At 75.8% G+C, this 21,077-nt stretch carries 17 protein-coding genes; 14 read left to right on the top strand and 3 right to left on the bottom strand.

Annotated elements, in window-relative coordinates:
- Positions 1 to 72: 72 nt before the first annotated feature.
- Positions 73 to 750, bottom strand: a complete 678-nt coding sequence (locus DT057_RS09990) for an HdeD family acid-resistance protein (protein WP_128561943.1) — start codon at positions 748 to 750, stop codon at positions 73 to 75.
- Between the two features lie 289 nt (positions 751 to 1,039).
- On the opposite strand from DT057_RS09990, the gene DT057_RS09985 reads away from it, so the two are divergent.
- Both DT057_RS09985 and DT057_RS09980 read left to right on the top strand, forming a co-directional pair.
- On the top strand, positions 1,040 to 2,308 hold the full coding sequence (locus DT057_RS09985) for an HlyD family secretion protein (RefSeq protein ID WP_238312693.1): 1,269 nt from the start codon (positions 1,040 to 1,042) through the stop codon (positions 2,306 to 2,308).
- Positions 2,305 to 3,900: a DHA2 family efflux MFS transporter permease subunit gene (locus tag DT057_RS09980; protein ID WP_128561942.1), complete on the top strand. Its 1,596-nt coding sequence runs from the start codon at positions 2,305 to 2,307 to the stop codon at positions 3,898 to 3,900. Before DT057_RS09985 ends, DT057_RS09980 begins: the two co-directional genes overlap by 4 nt.
- 63 nt (positions 3,901 to 3,963) lie before the next feature.
- On the opposite strand, the gene DT057_RS36100 is transcribed toward DT057_RS09980, so the two are convergent.
- The gene (locus DT057_RS36100; protein WP_238312690.1) at positions 3,964 to 5,247 is read right to left on the bottom strand and encodes a transglycosylase SLT domain-containing protein; all 1,284 of its coding nucleotides are present in this window, start codon (positions 5,245 to 5,247) and stop codon (positions 3,964 to 3,966) included.
- Between the two features lie 382 nt (positions 5,248 to 5,629).
- Here DT057_RS36100 and DT057_RS09965 point away from each other — a divergent pair, with 382 nt between their 5' ends.
- From DT057_RS09965 to DT057_RS09915, 11 genes are all read left to right on the top strand, one after another.
- On the top strand, positions 5,630 to 6,820 hold the full coding sequence (locus tag DT057_RS09965) for an inositol-3-phosphate synthase (RefSeq protein ID WP_128561941.1): 1,191 nt from the start codon (positions 5,630 to 5,632) through the stop codon (positions 6,818 to 6,820).
- Between the two features lie 2 nt (positions 6,821 to 6,822).
- Positions 6,823 to 7,746 (top strand): HD domain-containing protein, encoded by a 924-nt coding sequence (locus DT057_RS09960; RefSeq protein WP_128561940.1) that lies wholly within the window; start codon positions 6,823 to 6,825, stop codon positions 7,744 to 7,746.
- Positions 7,747 to 7,789: 43 nt separating this feature from the next.
- On the top strand, positions 7,790 to 8,962 hold the full coding sequence (locus DT057_RS09955) for a class I SAM-dependent methyltransferase (protein ID WP_128561939.1): 1,173 nt from the start codon (positions 7,790 to 7,792) through the stop codon (positions 8,960 to 8,962).
- A complete protein-coding gene (locus DT057_RS09950; RefSeq protein WP_128561938.1) occupies positions 8,962 to 10,008 on the top strand; it encodes a Gfo/Idh/MocA family protein in 1,047 nt (348 codons plus the stop codon). The genes DT057_RS09955 and DT057_RS09950 overlap by 1 nt, the downstream gene beginning before the upstream one ends.
- 24 nt (positions 10,009 to 10,032) lie before the next feature.
- Positions 10,033 to 11,598, top strand: a complete 1,566-nt coding sequence (locus DT057_RS09945) for a YcaO-like family protein (protein ID WP_128561937.1) — start codon at positions 10,033 to 10,035, stop codon at positions 11,596 to 11,598.
- Positions 11,595 to 12,419, top strand: coding sequence for a sugar phosphate isomerase/epimerase family protein (locus tag DT057_RS09940; RefSeq protein ID WP_128561936.1), 825 nt, complete (start codon positions 11,595 to 11,597; stop codon positions 12,417 to 12,419). The genes DT057_RS09945 and DT057_RS09940 overlap by 4 nt, the downstream gene beginning before the upstream one ends.
- Entirely contained in the window at positions 12,416 to 13,651 is a 1,236-nt protein-coding gene (locus DT057_RS09935) for a glycosyltransferase family 4 protein (RefSeq protein WP_128561935.1), read from the top strand. The genes DT057_RS09940 and DT057_RS09935 overlap by 4 nt, the downstream gene beginning before the upstream one ends.
- A gap of 127 nt (positions 13,652 to 13,778) precedes the next feature.
- Positions 13,779 to 14,534, top strand: a complete 756-nt coding sequence (locus DT057_RS09930; RefSeq protein WP_128561934.1) for a PIG-L deacetylase family protein — start codon at positions 13,779 to 13,781, stop codon at positions 14,532 to 14,534.
- Positions 14,531 to 15,151 (top strand): uracil-DNA glycosylase, encoded by a 621-nt coding sequence (locus DT057_RS09925; protein WP_128561933.1) that lies wholly within the window; start codon positions 14,531 to 14,533, stop codon positions 15,149 to 15,151. The genes DT057_RS09930 and DT057_RS09925 overlap by 4 nt, the downstream gene beginning before the upstream one ends.
- 163 nt (positions 15,152 to 15,314) lie before the next feature.
- A complete protein-coding gene (locus tag DT057_RS09920; RefSeq protein WP_128561932.1) occupies positions 15,315 to 16,418 on the top strand; it encodes a lysylphosphatidylglycerol synthase domain-containing protein in 1,104 nt (367 codons plus the stop codon).
- A gap of 12 nt (positions 16,419 to 16,430) precedes the next feature.
- Positions 16,431 to 17,744, top strand: coding sequence for an ATP-binding protein (locus DT057_RS09915; protein WP_128561931.1), 1,314 nt, complete (start codon positions 16,431 to 16,433; stop codon positions 17,742 to 17,744).
- Positions 17,745 to 17,825: 81 nt separating this feature from the next.
- Here the strand turns inward: DT057_RS09915 and DT057_RS09910 are convergent, their stop codons facing one another.
- Positions 17,826 to 18,467, bottom strand: a complete 642-nt coding sequence (locus DT057_RS09910; protein WP_238312688.1) for a DUF1007 family protein — start codon at positions 18,465 to 18,467, stop codon at positions 17,826 to 17,828.
- Positions 18,468 to 18,628: 161 nt separating this feature from the next.
- Here DT057_RS09910 and DT057_RS09905 point away from each other — a divergent pair, with 161 nt between their 5' ends.
- Complete coding sequence (locus DT057_RS09905; RefSeq protein ID WP_128561929.1) at positions 18,629 to 21,052, top strand: heavy metal translocating P-type ATPase; 2,424 nt, start codon at positions 18,629 to 18,631, stop codon at positions 21,050 to 21,052.
- The last annotated feature ends 25 nt before the right edge of the window (positions 21,053 to 21,077 follow it).

The following is a 21,077-nucleotide window of genomic DNA, read 5'->3' as shown; positions in this document are numbered from 1 at the left end:
CGGACGCGCCCGTCCCGCGCCGGACGCGCCCATGCCGCGCCGGGCGCGCCCGGCGCGGGCCCCCGCCTCGCGTCAGGCCGGCCGCACCGTGCCCCCGGTCGGGTTGCGCGCCGAGCCGTCGTGGCGGCTGCGCAGGCGGAAGGCCAGGACCAGCATGAAGACCCCGAACGCGATGGCGTAGCCGCCCATCCAGTAGGTCAGGACGATCAGGGAGGCGATCGGGCTCACCAGGAGGGCGAGGCCGAACAGGATCGAGAGCGCGCCCCCGAGGCCGAGCCACCAGCGGCCGTGGTCGTTGTGCAGCCGGAAGGCCGCCGCGATCATCAGGCCGCCGGTCACCAGCGCCCAGGCGGCCGTCAGGTAGACGAAGGCGAGGAGCGCGCTGCCCGGCAGCAGGAAGGCCAGGACGCCGACCACGATGTTGAGGAGGCCCGCCGCCAGCAGGTAGCCCCAGCGCTCGTGCCGCTCGGCCGCCCGCACCGCCGCCACGATCTCGGCGATGCCGTCGACCAGCATGTAGGCGGAGAAGAAGATCACCAGGGTGAGCAGCGTCGCGATCGGCGCGATCAGCGCCACGATCCCGAACAGGATCGCGAACACGCCGCGCAGCGCGATCAGCCACCAGTTGCGGGCGAGCACGGCGCTCATGGCGCCGAGCCGGTCGAGGCCGAGCGCGTCGCCGGCCTGGCCGTAGGGGGAGGGGGCGCCCGGACCCGGGGGGTTGGGCGGAATCGGCGTTCCGGTACTCATCGGGTGGAAACTCCGGGGACGATGCAGCCCGTCGCGGCGTGGTCCCGCTTAAGCGGGTGAACGCCGATCGAGCGCGGCCGTTCCGGTCGAGCGCGGCCGTACCGGCCGGGCCCCCGCCGCGCCGGCGGCGGCAAAAGCGCGCGCCGGCGCCCCGCCACGGCACCGGGCCCGCCCGCCGCGCCGGTTTTCGGGCTTCCCCTCAGGAACCGGGCGAGCGGCGGGCGCGTCTTTCTGACCGGGGTGGGCGCCTCGCGGGCCGCCGGCGTGCGGCCCGCTCCGGACATCAGACATGCTGGACGATCAGCCGCGTGCGGACGTGCGCGGAGCCCGGGCGGCACACGCGTATCCGGCGGCGCCCGGAGACGACGGACGCGCGCCGGGCCGGCGCGAGGAGGCCGGCACGCGGGCCCTGCGGCGCGAGGACGGCGCGCCCCGCGAGGACAGCGACGCGCCCCGCGAGGACGGCCCTCCCGGCGAGGACGGCGACGCGCCCCGCGAGGACGCGAACGAGGACGAGGCGGGCGGGAAGCCGAGCCTGGTCCGGCGCCACCCGCTCTGGTTCGTGCTCGGCGCCCTCGTGCTCGCGCTCGCCGGGGCGGGGGGCTACTGGTACTGGCTCGTCAGCGTGCACCCCTACGAGTCCACCGACGACGCGTTCGTGGACGCCCGCCAGTTCTCCCTCGCCCCGAAGGTCTCCGGCTACGTCGTCGCCGTGCCGGTGACGGACAACCAGCACGTCGACCCGGGCGGGGTCCTGTTCCAGATCGACCGGCGCGACTACGAGGTCGCCCTGCAGCAGGCCCAGGCGCAGGTCGCCGCGGCCCAGGCCTCGATCCGGAGCATCGAGGCCCAGATCGCGGCCCAGGAGGGCAGCATCCGGGAAGCCCGGGCCCAGGTCGACCAGGCCAGGGCGGCCCTGCAATTCGCCCGCCAGGACGCGGCCCGCTACCAGGACCTCGCGCAGCGCGGCGCCGGCAGCGTGCAGCAGTCGCAGCAATCGACCTCCACCTTCCAGCAGCAGCAGGCGAACCTGGAGCGTGCCGACGCCGCCGTCACGGTGGCCCAGAAGCAGATCGGCTCGCTGGAGGCCCAGAAGGCCAGCGCCGAGGCGAGCCTCGCCCAGGCGCGGGCCCAGGAGGCGCAGGCGCGGCTCAACCTCGACTACACGACCCTCGTGGCGGCCCAGCCCGGCCGCGTGGTCCGCCTCACCGGCGCGGTCGGCCAGTACGCCCAGGCCGGCCAGGCGCTCGGCATGTTCGTGCCCGACGACATCTGGGTGACGGCGAACTACAAGGAGACGCAGATCACCGACATGCGCCCGGGCCAGGGCGCCGACATCGCGATCGACGCCTACCCGAACCGCCGGATCAGGGGCCGGGTCGCCTCGGTGCAGCCGGGCTCCGGCACCGCCTTCAGCCTGCTGCCGGCCGAGAACGCCACCGGCAACTACGTCAAGGTGGTGCAGCGCATCCCGGTCAAGATCACGGTCGAGCGCTGGCCCGAGGACGTCGCGATCGGGCCGGGCATGTCCATCGTCCCGACGGTGCGGGTGCGATGAGCGGGCGCGCGGCTGCCGACAGCGCCGCGGGAGACCACAACCCCTGGCTCGTCGCCGTGGTGGTGGCCATCGCCACCTTCATGGAGGTGCTCGACACGACCATCGCCAACGTGGCGCTGCGCTACATCTCGGGCGGCCTCGGGGTCGGCCCCGACGAGGCCGCCTGGGTGGTCACGAGCTACCTCGTGGCCAACGCCATCGTCCTCACGGCGTCGAGCTTCCTCGCCAAGCGCTACGGCCGCAAGGCGTTCTTCATGGCGGCGATCGCGCTCTTCACGGTCTCGTCGGTCCTGTGCGGCTTCGCCTGGAGCCTCGAGTCGCTCCTGGTCTTCCGGGTGCTCCAGGGGCTCGGCGGCGGCGGGATGGCGCCCCTCGCCCAGTCGATCCTGGCGGATTCGTTCCCGCCCGAGAAGCGCGGCCAGGCCTTCGCGCTCTACGGCGTCGCCATCGTCGTGGCGCCCGTGATCGGCCCGACGCTCGGCGGCTGGCTCTCCGACCAGTATTCCTGGCACTGGTGCTTCCTCATCAACGCCCCGGTGGGCGTGCTCGCCCTGGTGCTGATCTGGCTCCTGGTGCAGGACCCGAAATCCGCCGTGGCCGAGCGCCGCCGCCTGCGCCGCCAGGGCGTGCGGTTCGACATCGTGGGCTTCGTGCTGGTCGCGACCTTCCTGGGCTCGCTCGAGGTCGTCCTCGACGAGGGCCAGCGCAAGGACTGGTTCGGCTCGAACCTGATCGTGGTCTTCGCCGGCCTCGCCGTCGCGTCGTTCGTGGCGATGATCCCGTGGGAGCTCAACCACCGCAACCCCGTCGTCGACCTGCGGCTCCTCGGCCGGCGCCAGTTCGGCGCCTGCTTCCTGGTGATGATGGCGACCGGCGCCATCCTGATCGCCACCACGCAGTTCCTGCCGCAGCTGCTCCAGGACTATTTCGGCTACACCGCCACCTGGGCCGGCCTCGCGCTCTCGCCCGGCGGCCTCGTCACCGCCCTGATGATGTTCGTGATCGGCCGCGTCTCGGGCTACGTCCAGCCCAAGTACCTGATCGCCGCGGGTGCCACCATCATCGCGTTCGCGATGTACGACCTCACCAACCTGTACGGCGACCTGAACTTCGGGTTCTTCGTCTGGTCGCGGATCTACATCGGCATCGGGCTGCCGATGATCTTCCTGTCGATCACCGCCGCGTCCTACGAGGGGATCGGCAAGGACCAGACCGACCAGGCCTCGGCCCTGATCAACGTCGCCCGCAACGTCGGCGGGTCGATGGGCGTGTCGCTCGGCCAGAACATCCTGGCCTACCGGCAGCAGTTCCACCAGAGCCGCCTCGTCGAGCACGTCGTGCCCTCGGCGCCCGCATACAACGAGAGCGTCCGGACCGCGACGGCGTTCTTCGCGACCCGCGGCGCCTCCGGGCCCGATGCCCAGAGCCAGGCCCTCGCCTGGATCGGCCAGCAGGTCCAGACCCAGGCCGCGTTCTGGGCCTACATCGACGTGTTCTGGGCCCTCGCCGTGGTGTCGGCCTGCGCCGTGCCCCTGGCGATGATCCTCAAGAACGTGAAGCGCGGGGGCGGCGCGCCCGCCGGCGGGCATTGAGGCCGGCGCCCCTTCCGCGCCGGCGTCCCTGCGGGTGCTCGCGCGCCGCGCCGTCGCGGTCCGTCAGGGGAGCAGCGAGAGGGCGGCGGTCGGCGCCTCGCCGGGCCGGCGCGGGTCGAGGCGCGCGGCGAGCGCGGCGACCGGCTGGAACAGGTCGAGGCGGCGGTCGATCATGTCGTCGAGGCGCTCGTACACCTCGGCGACCGTGAGGCTGCGGGTCTTCTTGCCGTCCCGCGCGAAGAACAGGCTCCGGTTTGCCCGGGCGGCGGCCCGGAAGGCGCGCTGGGCCGGCTGGTCGGGCTTCTCGGCGGTGAGCGCCATGAACTTGCCGGCGCTCGCGGCGCCGAGCAGGTGGGCGAAGTAGCATTCCGTGCGCTTCAGGTCGCGGCCGAGCCGCTGCTCGACCCGCGCCCGGTCGCGCTTCATCAGCTCCCCGGCCATCAGGCTCGCCACGTAGGGATCCCGGCGCAGGGCCAGGACGCGGCGGCGGCTGGTCTCGTCGGACACGGTGAGCGTGCTCCCCCGGCGCTCGATCAGGTCGGCCTCGGCCGAGAGGCCGTGCTTCGTGCCGAAGTTGCGCACGAGCTCCAGCCACGTGCCGGTCAGGAACTGGAACAGGCCCTCGGCCGAGGAGGTCGCGGCCCGGGCGGTGGGCGAGAAGCTCGATTCCTTGTCGGCGAGGGCCATCAGGTAGGCGGGGTCCACCTCCGTCTCCCGGGCCGCCCGCACGATGGTCTCGACGAGCGGCCGCGGCAGCCTCTTGTCGCCGAACGCGACCACCTCCGCGGCCCCGTCGCGCGGCGCCTCACCGCTCCGGCCCTCCTCGGCGGCCTCCTCGCCGCGCGGGCCCGCGGGGCTCGCGCTCCCGGGGGCCTCGAGCGTCCAGCCCGCGAGGGCCGCGTCCCGGAGGCTCCCGTCGTCGAGCCTCCCGTCGTCGAGGCTCCCGTCATCGAGGCTCCCGTCGTCCAGGCTCGGGCCCTCGAGACTCGCCTGCTCCCGGTCCGCCTCCCCCCGGCTCTCCAGGCGCAGGCGGTCGAGGTCGCTCACGATCAGGTCCGTCGTGCTGGGGGTCTCCTCGGGCACCGGGAGCCCGTGCCACCCGGCCCCCGGATCCGCGGCCAGGGCCGGGGCGAGGGGCGCCGCCAGGTCGATGCGGTCGTGCGCCGAGGCGGCCGGCGCCACGGCGTCCGGGGGCAGGCAGGCCCCGAACGCGGCGCCGACGGCGAGCGCCGCCAGGGCCTTGCGCGGCAGGGACGCGGCCAGGGAGGCGCCGAGGAGCCGGCGCGGGCGGGCGTGGGGGCGGCGGCGCAGCCACCGGACCGGGCCCTCGGCTCCGCCTCCGGGCACGCGTCGGCCTGCGTCGTCGGCGCAGGGCGCCGGCTCCGGGAAAACCCCCATGTCCTACCTTCGTTGTCTGACCGCGCGGCCGCGTCCGGGGCCGTGCCTTGCTTTGCTCGAGCGCACCTCTGGCGGCCGGGTGTGACCACAATGGGACGGCTTGGCGGCAGCGGCCGGGGCGTTTTCGAGGCGCCGCAAGCCATTGTTTCAACATAGTTTTGGTTCGCGGCGCCCGGATCCGCACCCCGGCCCGGGCATCAAAGAAATGCCGCCGCCGGCGGAACCAAGCATCCCACCACGCATTTCCTGTCGCCACGCGGATCGGGGAGTACGGCGCGTCACCGCCGAACCCGAGACACCGCCGTTTGTAGTGGAAGGAAGCCCCTCACCGATGAGCATGCAGCCCGGTCGACGCGTCGGCGTCGCTTTCGTCGGGATGGGGGGGGCCGTCGCCACCACCGCCATTGCCGGCATCGAGATGATCAAGTCAGGGTCGAACCGTCTCGATGGGCTGCCCCTTGCGGGCCAGGCGGTGGCCGGCATGGTCGGCTACAAGGACCTGGTCTTCGGCGGCTGGGACCTCAACGGCGACGACCTCGGGGCGGCGGCGAGCGGGCACGGCGTGCTCACGAAGCAGGACATCGAGAACGGCGCCCAGGTGCTGAACCGCATGCGGCCCTGGCCGGCGGTCGGCAGCGCCAAGTTCTGCAAGAACATCGACGGGCAGAACCGCATCGTCGCCAAGGACCACCGCGAGGCCGTCGACGTCATCGCGGACGACCTCAAGCGCTTCCGCGAACTGGCCGGCGTCGACGACGTGGTCGTGGTGAACCTCGCCTCGACCGAGCGCTGGCCCGACCTCGACGATCCGACCCTGAACTCGACCGCCGCCTTCGAGCGCGGCCTCGACGCCAGCGACGAGGCGATCAGCCCGGCGATGCTCTACGCCTACGCGGCGATCACGAACGGGATCCCGTACGCGAACTTCACCCCGAGCGTCGCCGCCGACGTGCCGGCCCTCACGGACCTCGCCCGCCAGCTCAACGTCCCGGTGGCCGGCAAGGACGGCAAGACCGGCCAGACCATGATGAAGACGGTTCTGGCCCCCGCGCTCAAGTCCCGCGCGCTCCACGTCGACGGCTGGTTCTCCACCAACATCCTCGGCAACCGCGACGGGCTCGCCCTCAACGACAAGGACTCGCTCCAGTCCAAGCTCAACACCAAGGGCACGGTTCTCGACTCGATCCTCGGCTACCCGGTCGAGGATCACCTCGTGCACATCCACTACTACCGCCCGCGCGGCGACGACAAGGAGGCCTGGGACAACATCGACGTTACCGGCTTCCTCGGCCAGAAGATGCAGATCAAGATCAACTTCCTGTGCAAGGACTCGATCCTGGCCGCGCCGCTGGTGATCGAGATCGCCCGCGTCCTCGACCTCGCCAAGAAGCGCGGCGACGGCGGCGTGCAGGAGCAGCTCTCGCTCTTCTTCAAGGCCCCGATGGTCAAGAACGGCCACGGCCCCGAGCACGCCTTCGGCGCGCAGGAGCGCATGCTGCTCGACTGGCTGGGCGTCCACTGAGCATGGCGACCGGGGTGACGCCGGAGGGTCCCGCGGCGCCGCCAGGCCTGCGCGGGCTCCTGGTCGAGCTGAACGACCTCAAGCGCGTCCGCTCGGCCGGGCGCGGCGGGTCCATCGCCGAGCGCCTCTTCGTGCAGGCCTGGGCGGCCCTCGAGGGGGGCGCCGACCCGGAGGCCCTCGCCCTCGACGTCGCCGCCAAGGCCCTGGCGGCGGCCCGCCTCGGCGACCTCGACGCCGCGTTCCTGGCCGCCGCCGGCATCCCCGGGCCGCAGGCGGCCGAGATCCTGGTGCGGGGCTTCGACGAGGTGGCGGGCGCGGTCGAGCCGCGCCTCGCAGCGCGCCTGCGCGCCCGCCTCGCCGCGCCCGAGGAGTGGCCGGCCGGTGGGCTGCCGGGCTTCGTCCGCCTCCTCTGCGACCAGCCCCGGGCCGGCGTCACCTGCCCGGGCCGGCCGCGCGTCCTGCTCGAGCCGCCCGAGAACCACGCCGAGCACTGCCTGATGGTGGCGGTCTACGGCGTGGTGCTGAGCCCGTTCTACGGGGCCGACCCGGCCACCGTGTTCGTGGCGGCGCTCGCCCACCACCTGCACAACGCCCTGATGCCGGATGCCGGGTTCACCGGGGAGATCCTGCTGGGCGCCCACCTCGACGCGGTGATCGCCACCCTGGGCGAGCGCGCCCTCGGCGAGATCGCGCCGGCCCTGCGCCCGCGCGTCGCCTCGGCGCGCCGGGTCCTGGCCGACGACGCGACCGCGGAGGGGCGCGCCTTCCACGCCGCCGACGTGATCGACCGCGTGCTCCAGATCGCCCAGCACCTGCGCGCCGCCTCGCTGACCATGGACACGGTGCTCGGCGAGATGGCGCTCGTCCACGACGGTCCGGTGAAGGCGTTCCACGACCGCGTGCTGGCGGACATGCACCTGCCGTGAGGCGCCGGGCGCGGCCGGCGCGGCACCTTGAGGGAGCGCATCCGTGATCCCGTTCGGGCTCCTCTCGCCGGTCACCGGCGAGGCGCTGCACCACGACACCTCGCACTCCCTGCGGGAGGGCAGGCGCGGGCCGCGCTGGCCGGTCGTCGACGGGATCCCGTTCCTGCGGGTCGGCCGCGACGACCTCGTGCGCGAGGTGCTGGGCCACCTCGACAGGGGCGCGCCGGGCCACGCCCTCGAGCTCCTCCTCGCCGACCAGGACGAGTGGTGGACCGGAGCGCGGCCGGATCCGGCGGCCCTGCGCGACCTCGTGCGCGACCTCAAGTACGTCTCCCTGCGGGACGCCTGCGAGCGCCTCGGCTGGGGCCGCGTCGGCGACTACTTCGTCCATCGCTGGAGCGACCCGACCTACCTCGCGGGCCTCGCCCTCCTCGAGGCGCACTGGAACGCGCCGGTCTGCGCGTTCGAGCTGGCCTGCGGCATCGGCCACTACCTGCGCGAGCTCCAGGCCCGGGGCGTCCGGGTCTCCGGCGGCGACGTGGTCTTCGCCAAGCTCTGGGTCGCCCGGCACTGGGTGGCGGGCCAGCGCCCGCAGCTCGTCTGCTTCGACGCCGGCTCGCCGCACTGGCCGGTCGCGCAGGCCCCCGTCGACCTCGTCATGTGCCACGACGCCTTCTACTTCATGCGCGAGAAGGGCCGCATCCTCGACTGCCTGCGCCGGAACGCCGGCGAGGACGGCTGGCTCGCCCTCAGCCACATCCACAACAGCGCGCAGGCCGGCTTCTCGGCCGGCCACGCCGTCTCCGCCGACGAGATCGAGGAGCTGTTCCCGGACGGCCTCGTGTACGACGACGCCGAGCTCACCCGGGCGCTCGTCGACGCCCGCGCGCCGGTGCCGGCCGAGCCGGCGGCGCTCGGCCACGCCGAGGCGTTCTCGGTGGTGTGCGGGCCCGGCATGCGCCCGGCGCCCCGGCCCCTCGTGGACGGGCTGACCCTGCCGCCGGAGGGCACGCGGCTGCGCCTGAACCCGCTCTACCGGCCCGACCCGGGGGGCGGCTACGCCGTCGCCTGGCCGTCCGCGCGCTACGAGGCCGAGTACGGCCCCCGGGCGACCTACCCGCCGCGCACGGAGGGGCCCGAGGTCGTGGAGGCCTCGCCCGAGACCCTGGAGCGCGCGCGCCGGCGCGAGTTCGTCGACCTGCCGGAGCGCTGGTGATGGCCGGGAGCGGGGCGCCCGTCGGCTGGGGCATCGTCGGCTATGGCTGGGTCGCCCGCGACTTCATGGCGCCGGCGATCGCGAGCGCCGGGCACCGCCTCGTGGCGGTCTGCGATCCCGGCGACGAGCCCCGGCGGGCCGCCGCGGCGGCGGGGGCGCGGACGCATGCCGGCCTCGCCGGCCTGATCGCCGAGCCCGCCGTCGAGGCCGTGTACGTCGCGACCCCCAACCACCTGCACCGCGGCGCCGTGGAGGCCCTGGCGGCCGCCGGCAAGGCGGTCCTGTGCGAGAAGCCCATGAGCGCCTCGCTCGCCGACGCCGAGGCCATGGCGGCCGCCGTGCAGCGGGCCGGCATCCTGTACGGCACCGCCTTCGACCAGCGCCACCACCCGGCCCACCGCCTCCTGCGCGAGACGGTCCGGGCCGGCCGCCTCGGCACCGTGACGGCCGTGCGCATCGTCTACGCGTGCTGGCTCGACCGGGCCTGGACCTCCTGCCCGGGCCAGCCGAACTGGCGCATCGACCCGGCCCAGGCCGGCGGCGGCGCCCTCATGGACCTCGCGCCCCACGGCCTCGACCTCGTGGACTACCTCCTCGACGAGCCGCTCGCCGAGATCGCCGCCCTGATCCAGGCCCGCGCCCAGGACTACGCCGTCGACGACGGGGCGCTCCTGATCGGGCGCACCGCCTCGGGCGTGCTGGCGAGCCTGCACGTCGCCTACAACTGCCCCGACGCGCTGCCGCGCCGCCGGCTCGAGATCGTCGGGACGCGGGGCCTCCTCACCGCCGAGAACACCATGGGCCAGGACGCCGGCGGCACCGTCACGCTCACGGACGGCGCCACCGGGACCGCGACCCCGGTGACCTTCGACGCCGCCGCCTCGCCGTTCCTGGAGCAGGTGCGGGCCTTCGGGCGGGCCCTGCGCGCGCCCGGGGAGCGCGCCGCGTGGTCCGCAACCCGCGACCTCGGCACCATGCGGCTGCTGGCCCGCGCCTACGCGGCGGCCGGCGGCGACCCGAAGCCCGCCATCGCACCGGCCGCCTGACGCGCCGCGAGGAGACACGCCCCCTTGGACCAGCGCACCCCCGCCCCGCGCCCGCGCGCCCACGGCCTCGGCCGGTCCCGCGTCGTCGAGGGCCTGCCCGAGCGCCTGCCGGACGCCGTGCGCGCCTACCTCGACGTGCTGCCGCCGGGCCGGATCGTCGGCTTCCCGCTCGCGCCCCTCGACCGCACCGGCGTGCCGTGCTGGTTCGTCTCCCTCTTCCTCGACGATCCCGCCTTCGTCGGGGCGATGCCGAGCGGCATCGGCTACGGCGCCACCGACGACGAGGCCATCATCGGCGGCGTCGCGGAGATCGCCGAGAACCTGATGCCGAGCCTGGCGCTGATCCCGCGCCGGAAGGAGCGCGGCAGCTACCGCGACCTCGTGCGGGTGTTCGGGGCGGGCTCCGTCGCCGACCCCCTCACCCTCGGGCTGCCGGCCGGGAGCCCGGTCGGCCGCGACACAATGCTCGAATGGACCCCGGCGGTCCGCGCCCGCACCGGCGAGACGGTGCTGATGCCCCTCGACGTGGCGGCGACCGACTATTTCGAGCTGTCGGAGGGCTACGTCCCGTTCACGAACCTCATCACCAACGGCCTCGGCGCCGGGCCGGACGTGGCGTTCGCCCTCGGGCACGGCCTGCTCGAACTGCTCCAGCGCGACGGCAACGGCCTCCTGTTCCGCGCCCTCGACCAGGGCGTCGTGCTCGACGTCTCGGAGGGGCTCGGCCCCGAGACGCGGGGCATGCTGGAGCGCCTCGACGCCCTCGGCATCCGGGCGCTGCCGAAATTCGCCTCCGACGAGTTCGGCTTCGCCAACGTCTACTGCGTCGGCTACGACCGCGACCCCTCCCGGGCCCCGGCCCCGATCGCGCTGTCGGCCTGCGGCGAGGCCTGCGACCCCGACCGCGAGCGGGCCCTGCGCAAGGCGCTCCTCGAGTTCCAGGCCGCCCGGGTGCGCAAGGCCTTCGGGCACGGGCCCCTCGCGCTCGCCCGCAGCATCACCCCGCCGGGCTACGTCGACGCCTTCATCGAGAAGGCCCTGCCCAGCCTCGACAAGGAGGAGTCCCGGGCGCTCTCGGCCATGCTGCACTGGATCGACGCGCCGGCCGAGACCCTGCGGGAGTTCCTCGCCGGCACCGTCTACTCGGAGCGGAGCACGAAGCCGTTCACCGCGCTGCCGACGACGCCCGCCGCGGACGGGCAGGCCCGGGGCCGCCTCGCCCGCGAGCGCCTGGAGGCGGCGGGGTTCGACGTGCTCTACGTCGACGCCTCGCCCCCGGGCGGCGGGGTCGGCATCGTCAAGGCGATCGTGCCCGGGCTCGAGGTCGAGACCATGAGCTACTACCGCATCGGCGAGCGCAACGCGGCCAAGCTCATCGCCCGCGACCATCCCCTGATCCGCTTCGGGCAGGAGAGCGAGACCCTGCGCCCCGTCCGCCTCACCCCGGAGGCCCGGGAGCGCCTCGGCGGCCAGCCCCTGTTCGACGTCGCCCTGGCGGACGCGATCGTCGGGCCGCTCTACCCGCTCTACCGGGAGCCGGAATCGCACCACGCGCCGTTCCGCCTGGAACGCCGGGGGAGGGCCGCATGAGCCTGCGCTTCGCCTACAACACCAACGGCGCCGCCAACCACCGCCTGGACGACGCCCTCGCGCTCGTCGCGGAGGCCGGCTACGACGGCGTCGCGCTGACCCTCGACATCCACCACCTCGACCCCTTCGCGCCGGACTGGGCGCGGGAGGCCGAGCGCGTGCGCGGCCGGCTGCGCGGCCTCGGCCTCGGCTCCGTGATCGAGACCGGCGCCCGCTTCCTCCTCGACCCGCGGGCGAAGCACGAGCCGACGCTCGTGACGCCCGACCCCGCCGGCCGCGCCCGCCGCGTCGCCTTCCTGCAGCGCGCCGTCGACATCGCGGCGATCCTCGGCTCCGAGGCGGTCTCGTTCTGGGCCGGCGTCCCGCGGCCCGGCGTCGCGCCGAGCGAGGCCCGGGCCTGGCTCCGCGACGGCCTCGCGGAGGTGGCGGCCTACGCGGCGGAGCGCCGGGTGGTGGCGGCCCTCGAGCCCGAGCCCGGCATGCTGGTCGAGACCCTCGACGATTACGCGGCCCTCTCGGTCGAGGGCCTGCGCCTCGCCCTCGACACCGGCCACTGCCTGGTGACGCAGGAGCGCGACCCGGCCGCGGCCGTGCGCGAGTTCGCCGACCGCCTCGGCACCGTGGCGATCGAGGACATGCGGCGCGGCGCCCACATCCACCTGCCCTTCGGCGAGGGCGACATGGACGTGCCCGCCGTCCTCGGCGCCCTCGAGGCGATCGGCTTTCCCGGGCTCATCTGCGTCGAGCTCTCCCGCGAGAGCCACCGCGCCGACCGGATGATCCCGGAGGCGCTCGCCTACCTGAAGGGGTGCCGGCGATGAGGGTCTGCTTCGTCAGCCGGCGCTACTTCCCGGCCATCTCGGGCATGAGCGTCTACGCCCAGAACCTCCTGCGCGAGCTCGTCGGGGCGGGTCACGACGTCACCATGGTGAGCCAGTACCGGGGCGACGCCTTCGGCACCCGGGTCTACGGCGGCGGGCCGCCGCCGCCGGTGCCGGGGGTGCGGGTGATCGGCCTCGAGCAGACGGGCGAGCAGGAGGGCGGCGACTTCGAGCGCGACGTCGACGCCCTGGTCGCGACGATCGCAGCCGAGCACGCGCGCCGTCCCTTCGACGTCCTGCACGCCCAGTACGGCTACCCGACGGGCTTTGCCGCGCTCATCGCCTCCCGCGCCCTCGGCGTGCCGAACGTGGTCTCGATCCAGGGCGGCGACGGCCACTGGGTCGGCTCGTGCTGCGAGACGCACCGCCTCGCCATGGTCCGGGTGCTCGCCCACGCCAACGCCCTCCTGATCGGCGGGCGCTCCTTCGTGGCGGAGGTCTGCGACCGGCTCGGAGCCGACCCCGCCCGCTTCACCATCGTGCCGGGCGCCGTCGACACAGGCCGCTTCCGCCCGCCCCCGGGCTGGCGGCCCGGCGACGCCGCCGACCCGGTCCGCCTGTTCTACCACGGCCGCGTCGACCGCCGGAAAGGCGTGCTCGACCTCCTCGACGCCCTCGACCTGCTGCGGGGGCGGGGGACGCCGTACGTCGCCACCATCTCGGGCATCGGCCCCGACGTGGAGCCGGCGCGGGCGCGCGCCGCCGCGCTCGGCCTGGGCGAGGACCGGGTCCGCTTCACCGGCTACGCCGACTACGACGCCGTGCCGCCCCTCTACGCCGGCGGCGACGTCTTCGTGTCACCGACCTACGCCGAGGGGTTCTCCAACACCATCCTGGAGGCGATGGCGGCGGGGCTCGCGGTGGTGTCGACCCACTCGGTCGGCGTCTCGGACTGCTTGCGCGACGGCGAGAACGGCCTCCTGGTCCAGCCCGGCGACGTGCCGGCCCTGGCCGAGGCCCTGCACCGCGTCGTCGGCGACCGTCCGCTGCGGGCCCGCCTCGCCGCGGCGGCGCTGGAGGAGTGCCGGCGGGTCTATTCCTGGAGCGCCGTCGGCCGGCAGATCATGGACGTCTACGCGGCCGTGCGGGACCGGGCGCCGGACCCGGCCTTCGACCCGCGGCTGCCGCTCGATCCGGCCTGCCGCTTCCGCAGGGAGCCGCACCTGCTGTGAGGCGACGCCCCGCCCGCCCCGGGCCGGCCGCCGGCCGGCACGGCCCCGCCCGGACCCGCCCCGGGGCCGCGGCCGCCTCTTCGCCGCCCGCCGGGCCGGGGCGGCGGGCGGGGGAGGGCTGAGCGTCGTGCCCACCGCCCTCGCCCTCTCGCCCCACCTCGACGACGCGGCCTTCTCCTGCGGCGGCACCCTGGCGCAGCTCGCCGCGAGCGGCTGGCGCGTGGTGATGGCGACCCTGCTCACCGCCACGGTGCCGGACCCGACCGGCTTCGCCCTCGCCTGCCAGCGCGACAAGGGCCTCGGGCCCGAGGTCGACTACATGGCCCTGCGCCGCGACGAGGACCGGGCGGCCGCCGCGCATCTCGGGGTCGCGCCGGTCCACGTCGCCCTGCCTGAGGCCCCGCACCGGGGCTACGCCTCGGCCCCGGAGCTCTTCGGCGCGACGCGCCCCGACGACGGGATCGCGGACGACCTGGCGGCGCTGCTGCGCCGCCTCCTCGCCGACGCGGCCCCGCGCCTCGTGCTGGCGCCGCAGGCGGTGGGGGGGCACGTCGACCACGTCCAGGTGGTGAGGGCCCTGCGGGCGGTGCCGCCCGCCTGCCCGGTCCTGTGGTGGCGCGACTACCCCTACACGGTGCGCCACCCCGACCCGCAGGAGCCGTTCGGGGCCGCGTTCGCGGCGCTGCCGGAGGTGACGGTGCGGCTCTCGCCCGGGGAAGCGGCGGCCAAGGAGGCCGCCTGCGCGGCCTACGCGAGCCAGATCGGGTTCCAGTTCGGCGGCGCCGCCGGCCTCGCCGCGCGCCTGGCGGCGGAGGAGGGCCGGGAGCGCTTCCGCCTCGAGGGCGCCGGGCCGGAACTGGCGGAATCCTTGCGCCTCGCATGACTCCCGCGCATCCCCGGAGCCTCGCCGACCCCGCCCTGCTGGAGCGCCGCCGCGCGCTCCTCGGCGCGCCGCACCTCGCGCCCCTGCGCGGGCTCGCCGAGCGGATGCGGGCCGAGCAGGGCGCCGCGGTGCCGGAGGCCGATCCCCTCGACGGCGGCGTCGCGGCCCGGCTCCTGCTGCTCCTCGAGACCCCCGGCCCGGCCACCGACCGCACCGCCTTCGTGTCGCGCGACAACCCGACCGGCACCGCCGCCAACCTCTTCCGCTTCCTGGCGTCCGCCGGGATCGACCGCGCCGACACCCTGATCTGGAACGCCGTGCCCTGGGTCATCCACGCGCCCGGCGCCCGCAACCGGGCCCCGCGCCCGGCCGAGATCCGGGCCGCGCGCCCCTACCTCGCGCCGCTCCTCGACCTGATGCCGGACCTCGCGGCCGTGGTGCTGTCGGGCCGGGTGGCGCAGGGCCTCGCCCCGACCCTGGCGCAGGCCCGGCCGGGCCTGCCCGTCGTCGCGATCCCGCACCCGAGCCCGACCTACGTCTGCACCAGCCCGGCCGTGGCCGAGCGGATCGCGCAGGGCCTCGCCGCGGCGGCCGGGATCCTGCGGGGGCGGGGCTGATCGCACCCCCCCCGCTCGGTCCGGCTGGTCAATCGGGCGGCAAGCGCCTAAATGCCGGTCGCGAGCGGGGCTCGGTCGGAGTGCCGCCGGGGGTTTTTCCGCGTGAGAGCGGCCGGTGGGCCGCGGTCTCCGGTGGAGACCAGCGGAGTCGGGCGCCGACGCGATGAATTTCGCCAAACAGGACGAGCACCTCGCCGACGCGGCGGCCACCGTGCCCCCCCGCGACGACGACCCGGCGGGCCAGGACCCGGGCAACCCGCCCGGCCTGAAGGAGGAGCGCCGCGCCCGGCGCCGGCGGCGCTACGCCTGGATCGGCACCGCCGCGAGCGTGATCCTGTTCACGATCTCGCTCGCCGTGCTGTGGAAGCTCGTCTCCACGGTGACCTGGGCGGAGCTGCGCACCGCCTTCCTGGCGGCGACGCCCGAGCAGGTCGGGCTCGCCGTGGTGCTGGTCGCAGTGAGCTACCTCTTCCTCACCTGCTACGACGCGCTCGCCCTGCGCCAGCTCAAGCTGAAGGTGCCCTACCGCACGACGGCGCTCGCCTCCTTCACGAGCTACGCGGTGAGCTTCAACCTCGGCTTCCCGCTGCTCACGGCCGGCACCGTGCGCTACTGGGTCTATTCCGGCCAGGGCCTCAGCCCCGGGCGCATCGCGGCGCTCACCATCGTGGCCGGCTTCACGTTCTGGCTCGGCATGGGGGCGGTGCTGGGCTTCAGCCTGATCCGCGAGGCCGAGCCGCTCGCGGGCCTCACCTACACGGGCGTGCTCCTCAACCAGGCGCTCGGGTTCGCTACCCTGGCGGTGGTGCTGGCCTACCTCGTCTGGGTCACGATCAAGCGCCGCAGCGTGCGGGTGCGGGGCTGGCGGCTCGAGCTGCCGGGCCTGACCCTGTCGCTGAGCCAGATGTTGATCGGCGCGGGCGACGTCTGCGCCGCGGCCGGCGTGCTCTACGTGCTGCTGCCGCAGGGGCACGGGATCAGCTTCGAGGCCTTCGTGGCGATCTACGTGCTCGCCGCCATGCTGGGGATCGCCAGCCACGCCCCCGGCGGCCTCGGGGTGTTCGAGGCCACCATCCTGCTGGCGCTCTCGGGCCTGCCGCGGGAATCGGTGCTGGGCGCGCTGCTCCTGTTCCGGGTCTGCTACTACCTGGTGCCGTTCGTGGTCGCCCTCGCGGCGCTCGGGGCCTACGAGATCGCCAAGCGGGTCCGCCTCACCCCGCGCGAGGCGCCCGACGACGATCCCGGCGAGCCCGACCCGGCCTCCTGACCCCGCGCCGCCATGCCTCCCCGCCCGCCCGGGACCGCATCCGGCGCCCCCGTCCCGGCCCGCCGGGCGGCGTGGCGCGGGGCCCTCGCCACGGGGGCGATCCTCCTCGCCGGCCTGTCCCTGGCGCGGGGCCCGGACGCCTGGACCGGCGCGCTCGCCCTCGCGGCGGTGCTCGCCGGCGGCCTGCTGGGCGCGCCCCGGCGCGGGGCCCCGGCGGTGCGGGCGGAGCCGGAGGCCCGGGCGCGCCACAGCCTCGCGGAGGCGCTCCTGGCCAACATCCCCGATCCCGTCATCCTGATCGACCGGCGCGCCCTCGTGATCGAGTCGAACGCGGCCGCCCGCGCCCTGCTGCCCTCCCTGCGCAACCGTCACCCGCTCTCCTTCGCGCTGCGCGATCCGGACGTTCTCGACGGCATCGAGCGGGTCCTGCGCACGGGCGAGCCGCTCAAGACCCTGTACGCCCCGCGGGTGCCGACGGAGCGGACCTTCGAGGTCCAGATCGGCGCCATGCAGGGCGAGGAGACCGGGCGGGCGGGCCAGCCCAACGTGGTCCTGTTCCTGCGCGACCTGACCTCGGCCAAGCGCCTGGAGGCCATGCGGGTCGACTTCGTGGCCAATGCCAGCCACGAGCTGCGCACGCCGCTCGCCTCGCTCCTCGGCTTCGTCGAGACCCTCCAGGGCCCGGCCCGCAACGATCCGGCGGCCCGGGAGCGCTTCCTCGCCATCATGCGGGTGCAGGCCCTGCGGATGACGCGGCTGATCGACGACCTCCTGTCGCTCTCGCGCATCGAATTGCGCGCCCACGTCCCGCCGACGCAGGCGGTCGAGGTGGTGCCGCTCGCCCGCCAGATCGTCGAGTCCCTCGGGGCGCTCGCCCGGGAGCGCGGCGTCGCCCTCGCGCTCGAGGCCGAGCCCGGCCCGCAGGTGCTGGGCGACCGGGACGAGATCCTGCGGGTGATCGAGAACCTCGTGGAGAACGCCGTCAAGTACGGCGGCGAGGGCGGCCGGGTGGAGGTCCGGGTCGCCCGCCTGCCCGGCCAGGAGGGCGGGCCGCCGCAGGTCGAGATCGCCGTGCGGGACGAGGGCCCGGGCATCGCGCCCGAGCACCTCCCGCGCCTGACCGAGCGCTTCTACCGGGTCGACGCCGCGTCGAGCCGCCAGCAGGGCGGCACCGGGCTCGGCCTCGCCATCGTCAAGCACATCCTCAACCGCCACCGCGGCCGGCTCCTCGTCGAGAGCGAGCCGGGCCGCGGCGCCACCTTCCGGGCGCTGATCCCGGCCCATGCGGGGCAGGCCGGACCGCCCGCCCCGCCGCCGGGGGGCTGAAGGCCCCGTCGCCGGGGCCAGTGGCCCCGTTCCCGGGCCCGGGGGCCTGTTGCCGGGGCCGATGGCCCCGGCCGGCCGGGCTCACGGGCAGGCCACCAGCACCCGGCCGGAATAGTCCGCCCCGGCGGCCGCCGCGGCGCCGGGCGTCCCGGTCGCCTCGCCGTCCGGGATGACCTGCTCGCCCTCCCGGGCCTCCCGGGCCGGGCGCGTCAGCCTGACGACGCAGTCCGGCGCCCCGGCGAGGCGGGCGGCGTCCGGGCCCGGCGCGAACCCGAAGGCGACGTAGAAGTCGGGATCGTCGATCCGGAGCAGCATCGCCCGGAGCGGGGCCGGGGGCGCCTGCGGGACCAGGGTGAAGTCCAGCGTGAGGCGGCCGTCGCGGTAGGTCGCCCGCGGCGACGGGCCGGCCGCGAGGGCGACCTCGCGCCCGTTGACCTTGGCGCTCGTGAAGAACGCCGTCTCCGCCATGGCCTCGAGGCGGGTGCGGGCGAGGTCCTCGAGCTTGTCGGGATCCGGCACGCCGTCGCGCCGGGAGTCGAGGTTCAGCACCGCGAAGGCCGAGTACTCGGGATCGAAGGTCCAGCTCTGGCGCAGCGCCACGAGGCTGCGGCGCGCGTCGAGCACCACCTCCGTCCGCGCCCGCACCCAGACGTGGGGATGCGCCAGCGCCGGGCCGGCCGCCCCGCACAGGACCGCACACGCCACCGCCGCCCGTCCGATCATGCCCGCCTCCGTCGCGCCGGTCCGTCTGGGCGAGGAGCGCGGCGAAACCATGTTCGGGCCGCAGGGCGGTCCGCCGGGCCGGGCCATACCGCGGACGGCCCGGCGCCCCCACATCGGGGTTGCGCCCCGCCCGCGGGGCGTCGCCGCGCGAGACCCCGACGATGACCGCTCCTGCCCGCCGCCTGACCCTGCCCGTCGAGGGCATGACCTGCGCCTCGTGCACCGGGCGGGTGGAGCGGGTGCTCGCCGGGGTGCCGGGCGTCAGCGGCGTCGCCGTCAACCTCGCCACCGGGCAGGCCACCCTCGACCTCGCGCCGGACAACGACCCGGGCGCCGTCGCCGAGGCGGTCCTGGACGCCGGCTTCACGGTGCCCGAGGCGACGACCGCGCTCTCGGTCGGGGGCATGACCTGCGCCTCCTGCGTCGGGCGCGTCGAGCGGGTGCTGCGGGCGGTGCCGGGCGTGCGGGACGCCAGCGCCAACCTCGCGACCGGCCGCGTCAGCGTGCGCCACCCGGCCGGCCTCGTCGCCGCGGCGGACCTCGAGCGGGCGGTGCGCGAGGCCGGCTACGTGCCGGGGCCCGCGCCGGCGCCGGCGGCGGGCCCCCCCGGCGGCGGCGCCGAGGCCGCGGCCCTGCGCCGCGACCTCGTCCTCTCGGCCGCGCTCGCCCTGCCGGTGGTCGTCCTCGACATGGCCGGCCACGGGCTCGGCGGGCACGATGCCTGGCCGGCGGCCTGGAGCGCCGGCCTCCAGGCCGTGCTGGCCACCCTGGTGCTGGCGGGGCCGGGCCGGCGCTTCTTCGCGCGCGGCGTGCCGGGCCTGCTGCGCGGGCACCCCGACATGAACGCCCTCGTCGCCCTCGGCACGGGCGCCGCCTACGGCTACTCCCTGGTCGCCACCCTGGCGCCGGACTGGCTGCCGGCCGGGTCGGCCCACGTCTACTTCGAGGCCTCGGTCGTCATCGTGACGCTGATCCTGCTCGGGCGCTTCCTCGAGGCCCGGGCCAAGGGGCGCACGGGCGCCGCCATCGCGCGCCTCGTCGGGCTCTCGCCGGCGACCGCCCTCCTGCTGCGGGACGGCGCCGAGACCCCGGTGCCGACCGGCGACCTGAGGCCCGGCGACCGGATCCGGGTCCGGCCGGGCGAGCGCCTGCCGGCCGACGGCCGCGTCGTCGAGGGCGCGTCCCGGATCGACGAGAGCATGCTCACGGGCGAGCCGGTGCCGGTGGCGCGGCGCGCGGGCGACGCCGTGACGGGCGGCACCGTCAACGGGACCGGCAGCCTCACGGTGGCGGTCGAGCGGGTCGGCTCCGACACGGTGCTGGCCCGGATCGTCCGCCTGGTCGAGGCCGCCCAGGGCGGGAAGCTCCCGATCCAGGCGGCGGTCGACCGCGTCACGGGCTGGTTCGTCCCCGCCGTGATCGCCCTCGCCGCCGCCACGTTCCTGGCCTGGCTCGCCCTCGGCCCGAGCCCGGCGCTCGGCCCCGCCCTCGCCAGCGCCATCGCGGTCCTGATCATCGCCTGCCCGTGCGCCATGGGGCTCGCCACCCCGACCTCGATCATGGTCGGCACCGGGCGGGCCGCCGAGCGCGGGGTGCTGTTTCGCGACGGCGCCGCGCTCCAGGCCCTCGACGGCGTGCGGGTGGTGGCCTTCGACAAGACCGGCACCCTCACGCTGGGGCGCCCGGCCCTGACCGACCTCGTCCCGGCGCCCGGCCAGGATGCGGACGCGGTCCTGGCCGACGCGGCCGCCCTGGAGGCGCATTCCGAGCATCCCCTCGGCCGCGCCATCGTGGCGGCCGCCGCGGCGCGTGGGCTCGTCCTGCCCCCCGTGGCGGCGTTCGAGGCGGCGGCGGGGTTCGGCATCGCCGGGCGGGCCGGCGGCCGGGCGGTGGCGGTCGGGGCGGCCCGCCACATGGCCCGCCTCGGCCTCGACGTCGCCCCCTTCGCGGCGCAGGCCGCGCGCCTCGCCGAGGCCGGCCGCTCGCCCCTCTACGTCGCCCGCGACGGCGCGCTCGCGGCGATGCTGGCGGTGTCCGACCCGGTGAAGCCCGGCGCGGCCGAGGCCGTGCGCGGCCTGCGGGCGCGCGGGCTCGCCGTCGCCCTCGTCACGGGCGACGACCGCCGCACCGCCGAGGGCGTGGCCCGGGCCCTCGGCATCGCCCGGGTCCTGGCCGAGGTGCTGCCGGAGGGCAAGCTCGCGGCGGTGCGGGAGCTGCGGGCGGCGCACGGGCCGGTCGCCTTCGTGGGCGACGGCATCAACGACGCCCCGGCGCTCGCCGAGGCGGATGTCGGCCTCGCCCTCGGCACCGGCACCGACGTCGCCGTCGAGAGCGCCGACGTGGTGCTGATGGCGGGCGACCCGGGCGGCGTCGCGACAGCCCTGGCGCTCTCCCGCGCGGTGATGCGCAACATCCGCCAGAACCTGTTCTGGGCCTTCGCCTACAACGCTGCGCTCATCCCGGTCGCCGCCGGCCTGCCCGCCGCCCTCGGCGGGCCGGCGCTCTCGCCCGTGCTGGCGGCGGGCGCCATGGCGCTGTCGAGCGTGTTCGTGGTCGGGAACGCCCTGCGCCTGCGCCGGGCCTGAGGCCGCCCAGGCGCCCCCCGGGGAG

Source organism: Methylobacterium crusticola, assembly GCF_003574465.1.
In the GTDB taxonomy this organism is placed as follows: domain Bacteria; phylum Pseudomonadota; class Alphaproteobacteria; order Rhizobiales; family Beijerinckiaceae; genus Methylobacterium; species Methylobacterium crusticola.
The sequence above is the reverse complement of the archived record's forward strand: the minus strand, read 5'-3'. Positions and strand labels throughout refer to the sequence as shown.

Coding starts and splice junctions, on each gene's coding strand:
- DT057_RS09905 (WP_128561929.1), top strand. CDS start 18,629: ATGACCGCTCCTGCCCGCCGCCTGACCCTGCCCGTCGAGGGCATGACC.
- DT057_RS09965 (WP_128561941.1), top strand. CDS start 5,630: ATGAGCATGCAGCCCGGTCGACGCGTCGGCGTCGCTTTCGTCGGGATG.
- DT057_RS09940 (WP_128561936.1), top strand. CDS start 11,595: ATGAGCCTGCGCTTCGCCTACAACACCAACGGCGCCGCCAACCACCGC.
- DT057_RS09990 (WP_128561943.1), bottom strand. CDS start 750: ATGAGTACCGGAACGCCGATTCCGCCCAACCCCCCGGGTCCGGGCGCC.
- DT057_RS09920 (WP_128561932.1), top strand. CDS start 15,315: ATGAATTTCGCCAAACAGGACGAGCACCTCGCCGACGCGGCGGCCACC.
- DT057_RS09915 (WP_128561931.1), top strand. CDS start 16,431: ATGCCTCCCCGCCCGCCCGGGACCGCATCCGGCGCCCCCGTCCCGGCC.
- DT057_RS09960 (WP_128561940.1), top strand. CDS start 6,823: ATGGCGACCGGGGTGACGCCGGAGGGTCCCGCGGCGCCGCCAGGCCTG.
- DT057_RS09985 (WP_238312693.1), top strand. CDS start 1,040: ATGCTGGACGATCAGCCGCGTGCGGACGTGCGCGGAGCCCGGGCGGCA.
- DT057_RS09925 (WP_128561933.1), top strand. CDS start 14,531: ATGACTCCCGCGCATCCCCGGAGCCTCGCCGACCCCGCCCTGCTGGAG.
- DT057_RS09950 (WP_128561938.1), top strand. CDS start 8,962: ATGGCCGGGAGCGGGGCGCCCGTCGGCTGGGGCATCGTCGGCTATGGC.
- DT057_RS09935 (WP_128561935.1), top strand. CDS start 12,416: ATGAGGGTCTGCTTCGTCAGCCGGCGCTACTTCCCGGCCATCTCGGGC.
- DT057_RS09980 (WP_128561942.1), top strand. CDS start 2,305: ATGAGCGGGCGCGCGGCTGCCGACAGCGCCGCGGGAGACCACAACCCC.
- DT057_RS09910 (WP_238312688.1), bottom strand. CDS start 18,467: ATGATCGGACGGGCGGCGGTGGCGTGTGCGGTCCTGTGCGGGGCGGCC.